This window comes from Candidatus Brevundimonas colombiensis (assembly GCA_029202665.1).
Lineage (GTDB): Bacteria > Pseudomonadota > Alphaproteobacteria > Caulobacterales > Caulobacteraceae > Brevundimonas > Brevundimonas colombiensis.
The window spans coordinates 832,381-850,191 of record CP119326.1 but is presented as its reverse complement, the minus strand read 5'-3'; the positions used below and the strand labels follow the sequence as shown (position 1 = coordinate 850,191).

The following is a 17,811-nucleotide window of genomic DNA, read 5'->3' as shown; positions in this document are numbered from 1 at the left end:
GCACCCGCGGCCCAGGATTTGACCCGAGGCTCCGCTTTGAAAGCGGAGGCGCACCCCGCCAAAGCTCGCAGATCGCATCAGGAATTGCCCGTCGGCGCTCGCCGACTGGCATTGAAATCGTGAAGGAAGAATATGGCCGGCTCCCCTGAGCTTTTAGGTCGTGTTCGAGAAGAAGACATTGTCTGACAAAAATCAGGCTTGGTCCCCCGGCGACTTTCCAGTCGGGCGGAATAAACCAGGCATGAGTTTTGCTGAGAAACGATCAAACGTTGAAGGGCTTCTGACGGATGCCTTGGCGTAGAGAGGCGATGAAGGACGTGGCAAGCTGCGATAAGAACCGGGGAGGCGCTAGCACCCTTTGATCCGGTTATTTCCGAATGGGGAAACCCACCTTTACAGTCTTCCAACTCTGCTCTTCGGGGTTGAGATTGGCGGATTGTTGAAAGGTATAATGAGCTGAATACATAGGCTTCATTAAGCGAACCCGGGGAACTGAAACATCTCAGTACCCGGAGGAAAGGACATCAACCGAGACTCCCGTAGTAGTGGCGAGCGAACCGGGACCAGGCCAGTGCTCTTGTGAAATAAAGACGAACGATCTGGAAAGGTCGGCCATAGTGGGTGAAAGCCCCGTAGTCATCAAATAGCAAGAGACTCGAGTAGGGCGGGACACGTGAAATCCTGTCTGAACATGGGGGGACCACCCTCCAAGCCTAAGTACTCCTCTACGACCGATAGTGAACAAGTACCGTGAGGGAAAGGTGAAAAGCACCCCGACAAGGGGAGTGAAACAGATCCTGAAATCGGAAGCCTACAAGCAGTCGGAGCCGCCAAGCGCGGTGACGGCGTACCTTTTGTATAATGGGTCAGCGACTTCATGTGTCGAGCAAGCTTAAGCCGTTAGGTGTAGGCGCAGCGAAAGCGAGTCTGAATAGGGCGCTAAGTTCGACGTATGACGACCCGAAACCAGGTGATCTATCCATGAGCAGGTTGAAGGTTAGGTAACACTAACTGGAGGACCGAACCCGTGAATGTTGAAAAATTCTGGGATGACTTGTGGATAGGGGTGAAAGGCCAATCAAACCTGGACATAGCTGGTTCTCCGCGAAATCTATTTAGGTAGAGCGTCCGACGAATTCCTTGGGGGGTAGAGCACTGGATGGTTGCGGGCTGCGCGAGCGGTACCAATACTAACCAAACTCCGAATACCCAAGAGAACTATCGGGCAGACACACGGCGGGTGCTAACGTCCGTCGTGAAAAGGGAAACAACCCTAACCATCATCTAAGGCCCCCAAGTACTGGCTAAGTGGGAAACGATGTGGGATTGCTTTGACAATCAGGAGGTTGGCTTAGAAGCAGCCATCCTTTAAAGAAAGCGTAACAGCTCACTGATCAAGCGATCCTGCGCGGAAAATGTAACGGGGCTCAAGCCAGTCGCCGAAGATATGGGTGTGCACTTTGTGCATGCGGTAGCGGAGCGTTCCGTAGGCCGGTGAAGGTCAGGCGTGAGCCTGGCTGGAGGTATCGGAAGTGAGAATGCTGACATGAGTAACGATAAGAGTGTGAGAGACACTCTCGCCGAAAGACCAAGGGTTCCTGCGTAAAGCTAATCTGCGCAGGGTTAGTCGGCCCCTAAGGCGAGGCTGAAAAGCGTAGTCGATGGGAAGCAGGTAAATATTCCTGCACCAGCTGGAAGTGACGGATGGCTTAACTCGTACCCACTTATTGGATTGTGTGTGCGGGGGCGTTGTCCCAGGAAATAACTCCAGCAGAGACCGTACCCGAAACCGACACAGGTGGTCAGGTAGAGCATACCAAGGCGTTTGAGAGAACTGTGCTGAAGGAACTCGGCAAATTGCACGCGTAACTTCGGAATAAGCGTGACTCACCTTGCGCAAGCAGGAATGAGTGGCACAAGCCAGGGGGTAGCGACTGTTTAGCAAAAACACAGGGCTCTGCGAAGCAGCAATGCGACGTATAGGGTCTGACGCCTGCCCGGTGCCTGAAGGTTAAAGGGAGGAGTGAAAGCTCCGAACTGAAGCCCAGGTAAACGGCGGCCGTAACTATAACGGTCCTAAGGTAGCGAAATTCCTTGTCGGGTAAGTTCCGACCTGCACGAATGGCGTAACGACTTCCCCACTGTCTCCAGCACAGGCTCAGTGAAATTGAATTCCCCGTGAAGATGCGGGGTTCCCGCGGTCAGACGGAAAGACCCTATGAACCTTTACTATAGCTTCGCCTTGGCGTTAGCGACCGTATGTGTAGGATAGGTGGGAGACTATGAAACCGGGGCGCCAGCTCTGGTGGAGTCGTCCTTGAAATACCACCCTTACTGTCGTTGACGTCTAACCGAGGGCCGTTATCCGGTCCCGGGACATGGCGTGGTGGGTAGTTTGACTGGGGCGGTCGCCTCCCAAAGTGTAACGGAGGCGCGCGATGGTGAGCTCAGAGCGGTCGGAAATCGCTCGTCGAGTGCAATGGCATAAGCTCGCCTGACTGCGAGACTGACAAGTCGAGCAGAGACGAAAGTCGGCCATAGTGATCCGGTGGTCCCGAGTGGAAGGGCCATCGCTCAACGGATAAAAGGTACTCTAGGGATAACAGGCTGATTTTGCCCAAGAGTCCATATCGACGGCAAAGTTTGGCACCTCGATGTCGGCTCATCACATCCTGGGGCTGGAGCAGGTCCCAAGGGTATGGCTGTTCGCCATTTAAAGTGGTACGTGAGCTGGGTTCAGAACGTCGTGAGACAGTTTGGTCCCTATCTGCCGTGGGTGTTCGAAGCTTGAGAGGATCTGTCCCTAGTACGAGAGGACCGGGATGGACATACCTCTGGTGTACCTGTCATGGCGCCAGCTGTGCAGCAGGGTAGCTAAGTATGGAATAGATAACCGCTGAAAGCATCTAAGCGGGAAACTAACCTCAAAACAAGGCTTCGCTGAGGATCGTGGAAGACTACCACGTTGATAGGCCAGGTGTGGAAGCGCGGCGACGCGTGAAGCTTACTGGTACTAATAATCCGATCGGTTTGATCGTTTCTCAGCAAAACTCATTCGATGATCATCCTTGACCCGATGATCGTCACGACAATGTCTTCTTCCATTCTTGTTCAAAATAGCGCGATAGCGCTAGCTGAGCTTGAATGTGCAATCCTTCTGTCCCCCTGGTTGACCTGGTGGCTATGTCGGAGGTTCCCCACCCGATCCCATTCCGAACTCGGTCGTTAAGCCCTCCAGAGCCAATGGTACTTCGTCTCAAGGCGCGGGAGAGTAGGTCGCCGCCGGGTCTACCAGGCGGACAGGACGATTGCACCATGCCTGCCCTAACGGCCCCTAAGCCGACTGGAGCGGCCACTCTCGAACACATTCTTCCTTCCCGAAAGACCGCTTGCCGCGGGATGGAGCAGCCCGGTAGCTCGTCAGGCTCATAACCTGAAGGTCGTAGGTTCAAATCCTACTCCCGCACCCAAGATTTTAACCCGCCATTCCAATAGGATGGCGGGTTTTTTCATGCCTGAAATCCCAGCCCCAAATCCGCCCGTGGAAGCCACGTGACCGCCAGAAACTCCTCCACGAATAGCTAGAGCCCGCCCAACGAAGGACGGCCGGCAAGTCCAGCAGAACGGCCTCAACGAGAGATTGGCTGCTACGCGCCGCCCTTCGGGTCAACGGACGCCTGCGCGACGAACTGCTGAACGAGACGCTGTTCCGATCCCTGCCGCACGCCCGTGCCGTGCTCGAAGCCTGGCGGCGCGACTACTACGAAACCCGACCGCGCTCGAAGCAGAGATGGCTGACGCCAGAGGCCTACGCAGAGGGGCTCACCGGACACATCCGCCGGCCTGCTGCGCTGGTTGATGGCTGCGCAGACCGGCCTGTTGCCAACCCAGCCAATCACGGCTCAGATCAACACAGGCCTCTCGCTATCGCTGGATGAGAAACGGGGGTCACGTCAGCGATTATGATGAACTACAATCTTTTTATGATGTTGGGAAACCAAGTCTCCGGCATGGAACCCATCATATGCGGTGATCAGCAGGACGCCGTCGCATCCTCGTGTGGCGCCCTGATCGAGCGAACCAAGGCTCACGCAGACACGTATGCGAACCTCAATGTTCATTGGTCGCTGGAAGAGGGTAAGCGCTCCTTAGGCGATGCGACTGTCCCCGCTGGTCGAAGGGTTGGCACGTGGCGTCTGGTCTTTTCCGGAGGTCAGCTCGGCTCATGTGGGCTGACGCTGTCCGATCAGACGCTGACCAAAACCCCGCCCTGCCCGACAGCGCAAAATTCGTTGTATAAAACCGATACTAAAACCCGACAGCGAAGGGATCAAATCATTGATTTTACTAAACTGAATGTAGATGGCGCGCCGACGTGGAAGACAGTGAGAACTACTGCGCGGCAGTCGCTTGGGCTGCGTAGATGAGTCATGGCACGCGCCCGAGTGTCGCTTCGTGCCTGTTTTCCGCCATGGCCGATCAGGCCACTTCGATCCGGTCTTTGCTAGAGTAGGGGTCGATGTGAACCGAGAAGCGACGCGCCAGGCTCACCGGTGCACGACGCTTACCGTCTTCTTTGAACGCCACCAAGCCGGCGGCCTCCAACTTCCCAAGCGTGCGCAAAAGGTTGGGCACAGCGCGATGGGTCAGTCGCGCCAATGATGCGACGGACTCAGGCTTCTCGTCCCGGATAAGCCTGAGCAATTCGCGGTTCTCAGGCGTGAGAAGGCGCATCAGGGCTTCGGCGCTCTCCACGACGAGACCTCCTGCGTCAGTGGGCGCGGGCGCGCCTTTTGCGGCGGCCAAGAGGTCATTCTTGAACCCCGCCCAGCTCTGGACCTTTGTCTTGGTCATCGGCCTCATCATGCTCTTCGACCATCACAGCCGAGACGCCTCGTTCCCCCAGTATCCGCTCAACCTCGGACAGGAAGTCCTGGACGAGATCGAAGGCCGACCTGAAATCATAAGGTCGGCCTTTGTCCTTGCTGGTGCGATGCCAGTGATCGTGCGCGACAGGCTTCGTCTTGTACCGGCCGCCGATGGGCGGGACGGCGTGGGCGTTGTCGAAGCCCAGCAACCTCTGACCGTCAGGGTCGTGAAGCGTGAAGCTGTACGACAAGCCGTGCGGACGTTGGGGCGTCGGATCGGTTTGGCGCACCTCGATCTTCACCCAATACCCTTCATCGAAAAGGTAACGGGCGCCGTCGAAATCCAGCAGAAAGGCGAGTTCGTGCTCGGGCAGGGACTCCATATTATCTTATCCTGTGAGGATAATAATGGAGCCGCTCAGCATTTTCAAGAACGAGCGTCATAGCCAGTCCCTTTGCTGAGCGCTGAGGTCTTCGCGGTTCGCGTCGTACTCGTAGGTCGTCGCTATGCGCTCAAGGCACGCCGAGGTTCGCGGCCAGTCAAAGCGGAGCGCTTCGGCGTCCTTGCGATAGCTGGCCGCAAGAGAACGCTCCTGATCGCCTCCGTCATGCGGCATTCGGACCGTCACGCCGCGTCGATTGTAGACCCCGATCTCAAAGCCGGATTCCAGATGCCGACTGCGAGCGGTCTCGATAACCTCGCGCACGGGTTCAGGCGGCCAAGGCTCGTCGGCTGTCCGTCTCGCGGCCGACAGGATTTCCCCGATCTTGCTGTCGCCGATATCACCGCGTCCGAGCTCCTTAAGCCGCTTGCGCGCCGCCTTGACCCAGGCGTCGAGCGCTGCCCCGTCGATGACGCCGTCATCGGTTGATCCCGGCACCCGGCTCCACTCATGCAGGACATCCCAGGCTTGGGTGGCCAACTGCTCGACCTGCTCGGGATTGTCGGATTTGGGCTCTTCCACGCCGCTGTCCTTGGCGGGCAGATAGACCATCCGGAGAAGGTCGACGAAGAAGTCCGGATCGTTCGACAGCGCCTTGTGCAGTGTCTTCGGCGGCCGCTCGGAATGTTTCAGCGCCTGGAAATAGATCCATTCCAGTTGCACGAGTTCGCGTTCCTCGATCGCCGGATCTTCGTCCAGGCGCCCAAGGACCAGCCCAAGGTAGTAGCTGAACATCGTGGCGTCATTGCCGTCCAACTCTTCATCAGACGAGATCGCCGCACGCAGCGCTCGGATTAGCAGTGCGCTTTCCGGATTGCGTTCGATGTTGTTGCCGAGCCAGGCGACGGCTTCCCGAGATCGACCCACCGAAATCAGCCGATCGACCACGGTGTTCGGATCGACATCATCGGGAAGTCGATAGGTGTTGAGCGTCTTCCAGTAGAAGTCGGCCAAGGGCTTGGACCGCTCGTCGAGGGCTACCCAGTTGGCGGGCGTTGGATCGAGTTGCTGCACGATGCGCGTCTCCGCCGCATGGCCCCAGCCCTCTTGGATCGCCCGTTTCCAGAGCGCCTGCGTCCAAGCTTCGCCTTCCACGCCATCGGGCTTGAGGCCGGCGAGGACGCCAGCGCCGGTATCCGAGACGGCCGAGGTTTCGGACTGGATGGCGCGCTGCATCAGCTCCAGTCTGACCTCGAGCGGTGTCGGGGTGCGGGCAATGGCCAAGCCGAGGGCGAAGTGGAACTGCACCGTCTCAGCGAAGCCAAACAGCGCCTCCGGCGACATCTGCGCCATCAGTTCCTGCGCTGCCGCAGTCTGATCCGCTTCCAGCAACTCCTGTTGTTCGCGCCAGCCGATACGGGGGCGCAGCGACTGTGCGCCGGGCTGGAACAACCAACGCACGCGTTCCGCCACATCGTCGGGCTCCAGCCGCTGGGCGATGTCATCCAGCGGCTGAAGATCGCTTTCGGGCATGGCCCATTCGGCGTCCCTGTAGTCTCTGTGTCGCTGGACCAGCTTCCGCACCTTTGTGCGCAGCGCCTCTACGTCCGCACCGGACAGATTTTGAGCGTAGGCCGCCAACTGCGCTGAGGCTTGGGCTCGCCAAGCGGGCTTGAACTGCGCCCAGTGGTCGATCAAGTCCGCCCAGCGCTGCGGGTCTTCACCAACCTGGGTCAGCAGTCGATCGCCCACCGCCTCCACAGCCGCACCGATGGCTTGCCACGTCAGGGGTTCCGGCCGATCGCTGGAAAAGTCGCGCCAGTTGGGCCGGGCGCCCATGCCGGAACTGTCATGGCTCCGAGGCGCCAGCTTGTTGAGCAGTTTCCAGCCGGCGACGGGATAGGTCGCGATGATGCGGTCGATCACCTTCAATCGCTGTTCCGGCGTCGCATAGGTCTGCGGCGACCAGCTCAGGAAGATCCGGCGCAGGGAAGCGCCAGGGCGGTTCCCCATTTTTCCGCCTGGATCGAGTTCGTCGAGACGAGCCAGAACCAGAGCGGAGCGCGTCACCCAGTCGGGACTGCGCGCGAGCATTTCCAACGCCCAGAGCAGATTCGACAGATATTCCGTTGGGTGCATGAACCCTTCGTCGCTGCGGAACAGCGAGTTCAGGGCCGGGTCATCCTCCTCCAGCGCCGTCTCCAGGGCGGCTAGGAAGGCGTCGGGCGCGGCCTCGGCGATGTTCTGGAAATCCCGGGACAGCGACCACCACAGCGCCGGTGATGCTTTATCGAGAAGGCGCCGGACGATGCTGGAGATCCTCGGCTGCGCATCGGTCAACAGCTTGGCGACATCCGGGTAGACCGCAAAGGCGATCAGGGCTTCGGTGAGACCCCGCCGGAGTGCGGGCGAGCACTCTTCTCCGAACTCTCCCTCCTCCTCGAAGTAAGGGCTTTTCGGCTTCTGGTCGTACCGCCGATTGATGGCACCCAAGACGCTCTGGAAGGCGGTCTCAAACCGCACAAACTGGGCCGACGTCACCTGCATGCCGATCTGGGCGTAGAGGTCGCGCAGAGACGCAACCTTCCAAACGTCCCCGACGTGGATCAGGGGGCCGCCCAGCTCCGCCAGCGGTGCAAGCGCGATGACCACGTCATCGTAAGGCTTGCCGGCCAGGTCGCTCAGGATCTCACGATCCCGTTTCGACTTGTCCGACCACGCCCCCGCCAGCATGGCGGCGATGAGCTCGGGCACGGCTGGAGAAGACCATGGGGTCCGGAACTGGGGCGCGGCGGGCAGTATCCGCCGAAGCACTGTGAGGCTTCGGCCGGAGTTGTGGGCGTAGAGATGGGCCTGTTCGTCGTCGAACCCTGCTGATCGCAGCGCCTGTTCCAAGTTGAAGCGCCAAGGCCGAGGGAGGCTCCGAGCGACGGCCGACGCATTGGGGCCGTAGGCGCTGAAGACGTGGTGTCCGTCCGAGATCAGACGCTGGGCGACGCCTGCGTCAGGTTCGGCCATAACGATGATCAGCGGCGTGCCCAGGCCCACGAGCTCGCGAGCGGTTTCGAGAGTGTCTGCAACAACGCAACGGCCAAGGTGGGCCAGACGATAGGCTTCCGGCAACGGGCTCAGCGACGCATACAGGAAGGAGATCGCTTCCTCGGGTGCCTCGGCCTGGAGCGAGAATTCTTCCGGCTCACGCTGAAGCCACCGCAAAACGGCGGTCTGCTCCTCGTCCCGATCGGTGAGCAGAATATCAGTGGTCAACGGAAGCTGAGTCGTCTTCGACCACTCTTCCCAAGCGTCTTCCAGGCCGCGCAGACCAGCCGGGCGGCGACCGATCTGGGCCGCAAGCCATCGGGCCACAGCGGGATAGGTTTCGAGCCAGTGCACGAGGTCGTCGGCGTCCAACGCCACGACGTCGCGCCAGATGCCGAGCGCTTTTTTCTGTGCGACCCATTCATCCTTGCCGACGAATCGCTGCGGCGTGACGAAAACAAAGGTGGTTTCGGAGGGGGTGCGGCCGAGCGGGCCAGCCGAGCGCTTTTCAAAATCTTCGTCCGCCTTCCCGCGGACGCCGGCGCGCTGCGCGCCGATTTCCCAGACCGACGCGCCTTCCGGGACAAAGCGAGTGCCAAACCGGGAGTCGCACACGCCGTCCCACCCCGGATACTGAACACTTTCGTCGGAGGGGAAACGCAGGACGGCTGCCGGTCCGACCGAGGCGTAGATGAGGCGGCTCAGCACCTCCGGCATACCGCTCTGGCCGGCGCGGCGTTCGCCCCACTGCGACAGGTGCGTCGCATTCACCCAGCGGACCAGATGGCCGGGGCGGGGTGGAGGCGGCGGCGTGAACTTGGTGCGAGACACGACGCCGTCGGCTACGAACTCAAGGCCCTCGCGCTCGAAGGCTTCGCGAATGGCCTGAATGTTATTAGCGACGGGATTTCGGGCGGAGCGTTCGAAGTCGGCGACGGTCGAAGTGGCCACGCGAGCTTGGCCCGCCAGCTCCGACTGCGACCATGCAAGCAAGGCGCGAGCAGCTCGAATTTGCTGAGGAGAAAGGATAAAATTATGCGACGTCATATCATTCATATGACATCATTGTAACCCTGCGCTGTGAAAGCGTCAAATGGTGCTGGCGGATCGTGGTTACAGACACACCGCTCCTCCAAATGGCCATTCTCACTGATACCAAAGACCGACCAGACAGGCAGGCTAAGGCTACGCTCCGAGCGGAAGTCACAATCCGGATGCGCGCTGAGGTCCTAGCGGATGTCACTTCACGCAGGCCCGCTTTAACGCCCTAATCCTCGTCGTTTTCCGGGGCGCTGTCATTGTCCGCCACGGCGTCAAGGCGACCTTCAATCTCGGGGATGCGCTCGGCGACCGCCGCTGCGCGCCAGAGTGACATCACCACAGCGTCCTCGCGACCGGCGGCCGCAAGTGCCCGCAGGAGGCGGGCGCCTCCGCGCCGCGCTTCGCCTGGATCATAAGGAAGGGTCGGACGCGCCCCATCGTCGCCCGTCACGACGATCAGGCTTTTCAGAGCGCGGTGCAGCCGATCGTCGAGATGCGAGGGCACGTCCTGGGCGTGTCGCTCATAGGCCGCGCCGAAGAAGTTCAACGCCAGGATCATGGCCGTCTCCGAGCGCGAAACGATGGCGTCGGCCGCGACATCCCAGACTGGGTCCGGCAGCGACGCGCCGGTCGGTTTGCGGCGAAGCCAGGCGAGACTGCCATAGACGGTCGTCTGTACGGCAGTGTCTTGGCCCTCCCAAGCCGCTGTCAACGACCGACCGGCCTCGACCAGAGCCATTTCGCCCGCCTCGGCTAGGACGGCGGCGGCGATCGCCCGCTCGCGCGGTCCGGGCTTGGCGAAATATTTCCGGACCAGCGCCCGGGTCGAGGCCTGCTTCAAGGCCAAGGCCACGATATCCTCAAACAGTCGCCAGAACTCGAAATCAAGCGTGTCGGGCGACCCGAAAAGGGGGAAAGGGTCGTCCCCCTCCGGCGCCGGAACGGCCTTCTTAAGGACGAGAGCGAGCAACGGCTTCAGTTCTCGAGCGCTGAGTCGGACCGGGGCGGGCTCCCCTGCGATGGCGCCGTGGATCTCCCCGGCAGCGTCGCGGGCGTTCAAGTCCGTGATCCGCAAGAGACGGGCTCGCGCCGCCTGGGCGCCATCATGTCCGTTAGGACTCGGCAGGAGGGCGAACACCCATGGCCTCAGCGGCGTCTCGCCGGGCAGGCCGGCATCAAGGAAAGCGTCGTCCCACAAGGCGTCGAGATAGGCCTTTTCCTCATCCGGCGTCAGCATCCCAGCCTTCTGCAAGCGCTGCATCCGAAGCGTGGCCGACCATCGGGTCGAGCGCTCGCGAACCTTGCCGATGGTCGCGGCGATCACCGATGCCAGTTCGGGGTCGCGGGCTAACGGCCCGGCCCTCGCGAAAGCGAAAGCACTCGGATCGAAACTGTCCCCTTGCCCCGTCGGGACGGGGGTCTCCAGAAGGCGACGACGCATAAAGGCTCTGGCGGCTGGCGCGAGGGCGGCGAAGCCTCGTTTGAAGAGGTTGGCGAGAGGCTTGCTGTTAGAACCGCGAATGTCGCGGTTCTCATAAAGACTAAGCGCGACCTCCAAGGCCGGGAGGGCGAGGTTGCGGCGGCGAACCACAAGACGCGACAACATTTCCAGAACCACGACGAGCCGTGGCTCGGCCGATCGCCTCATCAGGGGGTCGCTGACCCGGTCTCTGAGCGCCTGGCTCCCGACCAGCAGCCTTTGCCCCCAAACCTCCGCTTCATCGTCCGACAACGCCCGCACGGCGTCGCGGGAGAAGACGATGTCCATCGAGATCTTGTCCGATCCGCCCGCCGAACGCACGAGGGCTCCGATGGCGCGCCCAGTGTCGAGGGTATGCAGCCAGCGCCCGGCGCCGCCGATCGCGGAGGCCGCCACGCTGGTCGGAGGGATGCGCGCGGGCGTGCCAGTTTCTTCGAAGAACCGCAGGGCTTGCAGGGCGGTCAGCCGGGTAATGATTGGACCCATGGCGTGCCAGTGCCGTGTGAGTGAGGAGGTTCCGACATCGAAGCCACGCAGCCGGGTTTCTTCGACCGGCAGGGGCGGGGGCGTGTGGTGCATCTCGGTGTCGAACCATTCGACCTCTTCGTCGGCGGCGCAGCCGCGCGAAGCGAGCACGAGCAGCCGATCCGAGAATGTGTCCCGTTCGGCGAGATTTTTCTCCCAGTCCTGAATCTGGGCCGCAAGCGAACTGGAGCGTAGACGCAGGGCGTAAGCCTCCCTGGACCAGGAGGCGATGTCTTCGCGATCCTTGTCCGTCCGCAGGCGAATAGCGGCGAGCGCATCGCGTGAGAGTGTGAGCGCTTCGGCGGCGCGATCGTTCTCGGCGAGAAGCGCGGCCTTGCGAACAAGCCAGAACGGGTCGCCGTCCGGGTCACAGGACGACAGCCGCGCATCAAGCAGGGTGAAGTCGAGCGCATCGAGGGCGAACAGGCATCGTTCAAACTGGAGCCGCGCGCGCATCTCCACCGAGATCGGATTGGCCTCCAGCCACGCATCCCACTGGTCGAAGGCCTCCGGATCGCCGTCCTCGCGCGCACGGCGCAGCAGCGCCGCCGCCAGGCTGATCACCATTGCGCTCGCATCGCTCGAAAGCGGTACCTTGCCCAGTTGCGGCAACAGTTCGGTGATCGGGTCGCCCAAGTCATTGAACAGGGGAACAAGGCCGATCTCACACAGCCAGTTCATTTCGAAGGCGAGACGTAGGGCGCGCTCAGGCTCAAGCTTCGGCAAGGCTTCGCGGCAGGCTGGGATCGCGGATTGCAGGAACCGCCAAATGCGGTCTCGCGTTCGATGCGGCGCCACGACCCAGCCGGGATAAAGGCTCCGATTGTGCGCCAGGACGGGTAGAATGTCCGTCTCGACCGCCGCGTCAGACCAGTCTCCCTGGGAGGGTGAGGTGGGCATCTCGAGCGGCGCAAGAGGATCGACTGCCGGCGTGACGAGTGCGAACGCGCCTTTAGGCGGCGGTGCCTTTGGCCAGCGCACCTTCCGATAGGGGCGTGACGCGGTCAGACGTTCGATGAACCACTGGGCGTCCATGGCGTGTCGACGATCCGGAGCCCATCCAGGATAGGCTTCCAGTCGCGACAGATCGACGGGCTGAACGCCCCGCTTCTGCAGCATCTTTCGCTGGGATCCGGTCAGGTCTAGCGCACCGACGAGGTAGATGGTCGGCGCGTGCTCGCCGAGTTGATCCCGCACCCAACCCGACCAGTAGAGAAAATTGGGATCGTCTCCCGAGAAGCCCACCAACACCAAGACGTTTTCCATGGTCGTCTGGCGCGCGAGATTGATGAAGGGGGCGAAGCGAGTGGGATAAGTCCGGAAGTCCTCCTCGGTGAAGATGAAGGGCCGGTGGGACGGGAGGCTGCCGTGGAGCTTCACAATCCGGGGGCCCGACGAAGACGGGATGTCGGCGATGGTGTGGATGACCCTATAGACGCGGTCTTCGACGTGCTGCGCGGCGCGTTCGAGCAGCGTGTCCCAGTTGGTGGTGAGCACGTCCGCCCAAGGAAGTTCGAGCAGGGAACGGTGGAGGTCGCCGGGGCCGAAGGCGGCGTCGGGCACGTTGTCCGAGATGAGCCGATTCAGCCCGTCTCTTCCAAATTCGGCTTCGTACTCTTGGGCAATCCGCAGCGCTGCGCTCGTCGCGGCGGCGCCGGCGCCTAGCTTCTTTCGCCGCTCGATCTCTGCCTCCGTGTCGCCGGGATAGAGGTCGTCGATCATTCGATGGACCAGAGCCGTCCACCCAGGCATAACCGCCTGGTTCTGGCGAAGTGGTGTCGTGTTGCTGCTGAAACCTGCCCCGACGAGGACCGTAGCCTTACCAGTTGCGGCTCGGGACCAGAGAGCTGCCGTGATGCGAGAGACGTGGTGTTCGTCAGGAAAGGACACGCGCGCGCTCTGGCTGCCGGTGCCGACAATAGATCGACAGATCGCGTCCGCGCTAGACTCAGGACCGACACCCCAGAAAGCACCGTTTCGGCGAGGGCTACTTCGGAGAGGAAGACGGTCGCGCAGCAATCATGGTGCGGTGCGACCGCAATAGGCGCGCGTGACGTTCTTCAGCACGATGGCGCTATAGCCCTATGGCCCGGATGTTCGACAAGTTCGGTCATGCCGCTGGTCGCTCATCAGCGGCGGGGGCCTCAGGGGCGGCACGTTCGTATTCCAAACGGTGGAGCGCGGCTCGCTCTTCACTGCGCCGCTGTTCCGAGCGAATTTCGTTTTCGAGCTGTCCGCCGTACCGCGCGGCAAATGCTTTCACCGGCTCTCGATCATCATCGCTCCAAAGAACGATAGCTGCGCGAAGCTGCTTGAGCCGATTGACGAAGCCGAACTCGCCTGACGTCACGCCGGTCGGTTGAAGCACTAGTTCCGCGAATTCGACGAGGGAATCATCTGCGGGCAGGGATGCAATCACGTCCTTCGCCACAGGGTGGAGGAATGGCTCGCCCGAATAGGCGCGCATCGTCTCAAGGACGAACCGGACATCCTGCGGATCGTCTGTCCCGATATAGGCTCGTAGCGCTTCTTCGAGCGGCCCTGAGAAGTCTGGGAACACCGTCTTGGTGAACTTGCCGCCATAGTAGCTGAAGAAGTCCGGCTGGGCCGCGTACCATTCTCGTGTGGAGCGCACGATAGGGACGGCGGCGTTCGCAAGAGCGACGCTCAGGCGGCGCAGCCGGTACGGCACGGCGTCGTAGTCATTTCGCGGCCGTTTGCGAAACGCCGCGTGACACGATGCCCGATGTAATCAATGACGGCTTGGGGATGCGTCCTCGCGATATCAGCCAGTATGTCTTCCAGCGACGAAGTGACTTTCGGAGCCTCTACAAGTGTGTTGAGCAGAGGGACCACGTCAGCATCCGTAAGCTTTCGGATTACGGCGGAGCCTTCGCGGTGAGGCCGCCAGTACTGATGCCAGTAATGGACGTTCGCCTGGCCGACAAAGGCGGTAGCGCGGAGGAAAATCGGAGTGAGCGCGCCCACCGATTCATCTGTATCGCGGCGACTGACCGAGCGAATGACGTTCAGGGTCGCTTGTGTATCGGCCGTCGCGATAGCCGCGTCCAACACGCGTTCAAGAATGCCGAGTTCCAACGCATCGACCCCGCCAACTGAGAAGGCGATATCTCCCAGGAACTGCCAGTTGCCAATCCAGCGGTCCATCAAACCGAGGGCTTCGTCCCACCAGTCTGTGCGAGCCAGCCCGAGCAAGAACGGAGGTAGGAAGTTCGCGAGCCGGGCGTCTAGCTGCTCAAGGTAGCTGATAGCGATTGCGGGTTTCGCTTCGGCCAGCCGTTGGAGAAATTCCGTGAACGGCGGGAAGGTAGCAAGATCATTCGACTCCGTTGCCGCGCAACGGCGAATGATTGCGAGCCACGCCTCGGCGTTGCCAGCGTCAATGCCTTCGATAAGTGGGCCGAACTGCTCCTGGCGGTAAGCTTCTTCACCCTCGTAATCGAAGTCTGGATCGTTCCACGCTGGCGGAAAGACCGACTCAAACCCAACCAATAGTTTGTAGGTTGTGAAGCCCTGGTCGGCATTCAGCGTATCCCGAAAAGCGAAAACGGCTTCCACCATCGTTGCTCGCGCAGCTTCTTGGGCTTCACTGGTCAGATCGGCAGGTGGGGCTTCGCCTTCATGTCGGTAGGTCCACAACATTCCTTCTTCGATCCGTTGGCGGAGTTCGTAAGACCAACGTGTGCTGGTGGCCGTGAAATGTCGCGCTACTTCGGCGATATTGGTCAGGACGATTTCGCCGAGCGCCGGCTTAACCGATCCGCCATGCGAAGGCATGACCATGCTGGCGCGCAGCACGTCGATGATTTCGGAACGTTCGTCTTCACTCAGGGCGGGGACATCGTAGGCGCGCGCGATTTCGAGCGCGTCTGACCGCATGCGCTGCAACCCCTCGCTGGCGATTACCGCTCCCTGATGGATGGTGATGGTGTCTCCGTCCGTCGTCGTCCCGGACACATCGGTGGCAAACACCTCTCGCAGGACCGCGAGGACGACGGGTTTCAAGGTTTGGCGGTCCTCGGCCGAGAGCGCCATGACACGCTGCATAAGAATGCCCTGAACGATAGGCCCGGCCTCCTGCCAAACATGGAGATGATGCTTGGTCAGTTCGCTGGTGAGCTTCACCCAGGCGGAGGCCTCGTCTCCTTCAGCCCCCCGGTAGAGGGAGCAGATCAGGTCAAAGGTTTGGTCCACGTCGACGAAGCGCAGGTGTTCGATGATGGACGCGGCCACTCCGGCAACATCCTTGGCGGATTTTCCCGCCAGATCGCCAAACGGCGTCTGCCGCGCTTCGGTGGGCAGGGTGCGGCTCCGTTCCACCGCACGCACGACCGCTTGAAGGATGTCGTTGGAGCCATTCTGCCAGTCGTCGTAATGGGGCAGAACGGACGAATAGAAGCTGCTCAGCGCCTCGTGCAGTTCGTTGTTATCGGCGGCCTGCTCGATTGTCTCGACGATGCCTTGCTCGAACAGCGCCTGTCCGCGCGATAGCCGCTCCACATCACTCAGCACCTTCTGGAAGGCGTATCCGGCTGGCGCCAGATAATCCCGCATGATCGTCGCCATGCGGGCTTCGATGCCCTTCATCAATTCACTTCCGAACCCGGAAAGAGCGGGCTTCTTATAGATCGTGTCGTGAGCCATCTCGGCCCAAGCGTGGTTGAGTGTCGTCTGGACCTGAACCTCGCACCATAGCCCGGCGAAGGGTGCGTACTCGGGCAGGGCGGCCCGTCCGTCTTTCAGGCGGACGACATAATTATTGGATACGAACAACTCGCTCGCCGGCGCGTTGTCAGCTGTGGGATGGTGGATTTTAGTCCGGTCCCAATCAATCTCGAAATTATCGCGCAGGACGCCAGAACTCTGAAATTTCGATACATCGGAGTTGGTGTAAAAAATGAGGCGAACACCCGCGAGATCCTTCGCATGGGGCTCAATCTCATCCGCCTCGGTGGCTCCCACCTTGGCTAATTTCTTCCGAAGCGACAGGACTTCCTTGGCCCGATGTTGGATCTGCTGTGGGTGCGGGAGTTGGTCAGCCTCGACCGCCGCAGCCAATATTTTGCTGACCACGTCAGCCAGCCCGGAATAGGTGGCCCTGCCGGCCTGTTCGTAGACAGTCAAAAGCATGAAAATGCTCCCCCAGAGCGGTACTCTAATATGTCCATGGTTGAACGAAAGTACGCGCGCTCTTTTGCCCCCCGGCACACTGCACAGCAGGCCCCAGCGAAAGGCATTTTAGGAAGCGGATAGCCTGCAAGTGATCCCGGCGATCTAGGGCTAGGGCTAGGGCTAGGGCAAGATAAAAGCCCCAAGGTGTGGCGGGGGTGGGGAGAGAATTTCGCGTCGTATTTCAATCGGATGCGACAAGGCTTCTTCGGCGGGCAGAACTTGTCTCTGCCGTCATGCCATTGAATCCACGAACTAAACCGCACCTTTTTCGGTCATCGCGGGCGATCTAGCGGGCCGGACCGCTCCCGGCCGGTCAAGGGCGGCTGCGCCGTCGCGTGGCGATGAGCGCGTGAAGCGCTCACCCCTGACAGTCCGTTCTCGTCCCGGCTGGTTTCTGCCAAGCGATTTTCCGGAGGGGAGCGACAGTGGTCGCTACCCTACCTTCCGGCTGGCTGTTGGTTCTCGTCGGTGGGTATCGAGAATCCAGAGAACTGGGCGAGATCATCATCCGAGAGGACGATCAATTCCTGGCCGGAGATGATGTCGAACTGCTCGAGGCTAGCTGTGAGTTCTTCCGCCTGAAGCGTGATCATTTGGGCCAAGCCCTTCGGCGACCTCGAGTTCGGGTCAGTCGAACGACGATCAAGAGTCGCGATTAGTGAATCCAGCTTCAACCCGATCTCGATGACCGTAATCATGAGGATTTCACTTTCACCTGGCGTCTTGTCGATCATCCGATGGACATAAGTTTGCGCGGTCCGCAGTGGCTCGAGGCGAGAAAGAAGACCATCGGCCTCCCATTCCGTCAGGCGCGTAGCGATGTGATTCCGGACAGCGAACATGCCGGTAAGCAGGGCCCTTTGCTGTCGCGCGCGGGCGGCGTTTTCGGTGCGGCTTTTGCGCCTGTCAGATAGCCACCCTCCTAGGAGAACAAGACCGCCGCCGACTACAGTGCCCAAGAGCGCTTGACCGATCTTGATCGCCTCGAGCCAAGTAATGTCGGGAGCGCTCATCGCCTAGCTGGCCGTTCGGAGCCGGACACCTGGTCCGCCCGAGGAATCTGCGGCGAGGAAAGTGGCCCCGGCGGCTTCGAGAGCGGATTGTAATCTCTCGAGCGTATTCGCCTGCATCCCGCCTCGGCTGGCTTCAAATCGGTGGATGGTGGATTCAGCCACATTGGAGCGTTCGGCAAGGACGCGAACGCTGATGCCAAGGCCCGCGCGAGCCATCCGGATTTGAGCGGGATTGATCATTTTTAGCGAAAATCTCCGACTAGTTGTAG

At 60.8% G+C, this 17,811-nt stretch carries 8 protein-coding genes, 1 tRNA gene, 2 rRNA genes and 1 pseudogene; 4 read left to right on the top strand and 8 right to left on the bottom strand.

Annotated elements, in window-relative coordinates:
* Positions 1–260 precede the first annotated feature (260 nt).
* From P0Y50_03955 to P0Y50_03940, 4 genes and pseudogenes are all read left to right on the top strand, one after another.
* A 23S ribosomal RNA gene (locus tag P0Y50_03955) occupies positions 261–3,038 on the top strand.
* Positions 3,039–3,173: 135 nt separating this feature from the next.
* Positions 3,174–3,288, top strand: a 5S ribosomal RNA gene (rrf, locus tag P0Y50_03950).
* A 105-nt stretch (positions 3,289–3,393) separates the two neighbouring features.
* Positions 3,394–3,470: transfer RNA gene (locus tag P0Y50_03945), tRNA-Met, on the top strand.
* A gap of 198 nt (positions 3,471–3,668) precedes the next feature.
* Positions 3,669–3,938, top strand: a pseudogene (locus P0Y50_03940) (integrase core domain-containing protein).
* Positions 3,939–4,479: 541 nt separating this feature from the next.
* On the opposite strand, the gene P0Y50_03935 reads toward P0Y50_03940, so the two are convergent.
* The 8 genes from P0Y50_03935 to P0Y50_03900 all read right to left on the bottom strand — a co-directional run bounded on the left by P0Y50_03935 (position 4,480) and on the right by P0Y50_03900 (position 17,758).
* On the bottom strand, positions 4,480–4,854 hold the full coding sequence (locus tag P0Y50_03935) for a hypothetical protein (GenBank protein WEK40771.1): 375 nt from the start codon (positions 4,852–4,854) through the stop codon (positions 4,480–4,482).
* Positions 4,811–5,251, bottom strand: a complete 441-nt coding sequence (locus P0Y50_03930) for a DUF6516 family protein (GenBank protein ID WEK40770.1) — start codon at positions 5,249–5,251, stop codon at positions 4,811–4,813. The genes P0Y50_03935 and P0Y50_03930 overlap by 44 nt, the downstream gene beginning before the upstream one ends.
* Before the next feature lie 57 nt (positions 5,252–5,308).
* Positions 5,309–9,346: a helix-turn-helix transcriptional regulator gene (locus P0Y50_03925; GenBank protein WEK40769.1), complete on the bottom strand. Its 4,038-nt coding sequence runs from the start codon at positions 9,344–9,346 to the stop codon at positions 5,309–5,311.
* A gap of 211 nt (positions 9,347–9,557) precedes the next feature.
* Positions 9,558–13,058: an SIR2 family protein gene (locus P0Y50_03920; protein ID WEK40768.1), complete on the bottom strand. Its 3,501-nt coding sequence runs from the start codon at positions 13,056–13,058 to the stop codon at positions 9,558–9,560.
* A gap of 388 nt (positions 13,059–13,446) precedes the next feature.
* Positions 13,447–14,028 carry a hypothetical protein gene (locus tag P0Y50_03915; protein WEK40767.1) on the bottom strand — a complete coding sequence of 194 codons (582 nt, stop codon included), beginning with the start codon at positions 14,026–14,028 and terminating at the stop codon, positions 13,447–13,449.
* Complete coding sequence (locus tag P0Y50_03910; GenBank protein ID WEK40766.1) at positions 14,004–16,487, bottom strand: RelA/SpoT domain-containing protein; 2,484 nt, start codon at positions 16,485–16,487, stop codon at positions 14,004–14,006. The genes P0Y50_03915 and P0Y50_03910 overlap by 25 nt, the downstream gene beginning before the upstream one ends.
* Positions 16,488–16,966: 479 nt before the next feature.
* A complete protein-coding gene (locus P0Y50_03905) occupies positions 16,967–17,542 on the bottom strand; it encodes a hypothetical protein (GenBank protein ID WEK40765.1) in 576 nt (191 codons plus the stop codon).
* A gap of 3 nt (positions 17,543–17,545) precedes the next feature.
* On the bottom strand, positions 17,546–17,758 hold the full coding sequence (locus P0Y50_03900) for a helix-turn-helix transcriptional regulator (protein ID WEK41519.1): 213 nt from the start codon (positions 17,756–17,758) through the stop codon (positions 17,546–17,548).
* Positions 17,759–17,811: the final 53 nt, after the last annotated feature.

Bases quoted from the DNA above. Each gene is read 5' to 3' on its own strand.
- P0Y50_03930 (WEK40770.1), bottom strand. From the start codon at position 5,251: ATGGAGTCCCTGCCCGAGCACGAACTCGCCTTTCTGCTGGATTTCGAC.
- P0Y50_03925 (WEK40769.1), bottom strand. From the start codon at position 9,346: ATGAATGATATGACGTCGCATAATTTTATCCTTTCTCCTCAGCAAATT.
- P0Y50_03935 (WEK40771.1), bottom strand. From the start codon at position 4,854: ATGACCAAGACAAAGGTCCAGAGCTGGGCGGGGTTCAAGAATGACCTC.
- P0Y50_03920 (WEK40768.1), bottom strand. From the start codon at position 13,058: ATGATCGACGACCTCTATCCCGGCGACACGGAGGCAGAGATCGAGCGG.
- P0Y50_03905 (WEK40765.1), bottom strand. From the start codon at position 17,542: ATGAGCGCTCCCGACATTACTTGGCTCGAGGCGATCAAGATCGGTCAA.
- P0Y50_03900 (WEK41519.1), bottom strand. From the start codon at position 17,758: ATGGCTCGCGCGGGCCTTGGCATCAGCGTTCGCGTCCTTGCCGAACGC.
- P0Y50_03910 (WEK40766.1), bottom strand. From the start codon at position 16,487: ATGCTTTTGACTGTCTACGAACAGGCCGGCAGGGCCACCTATTCCGGG.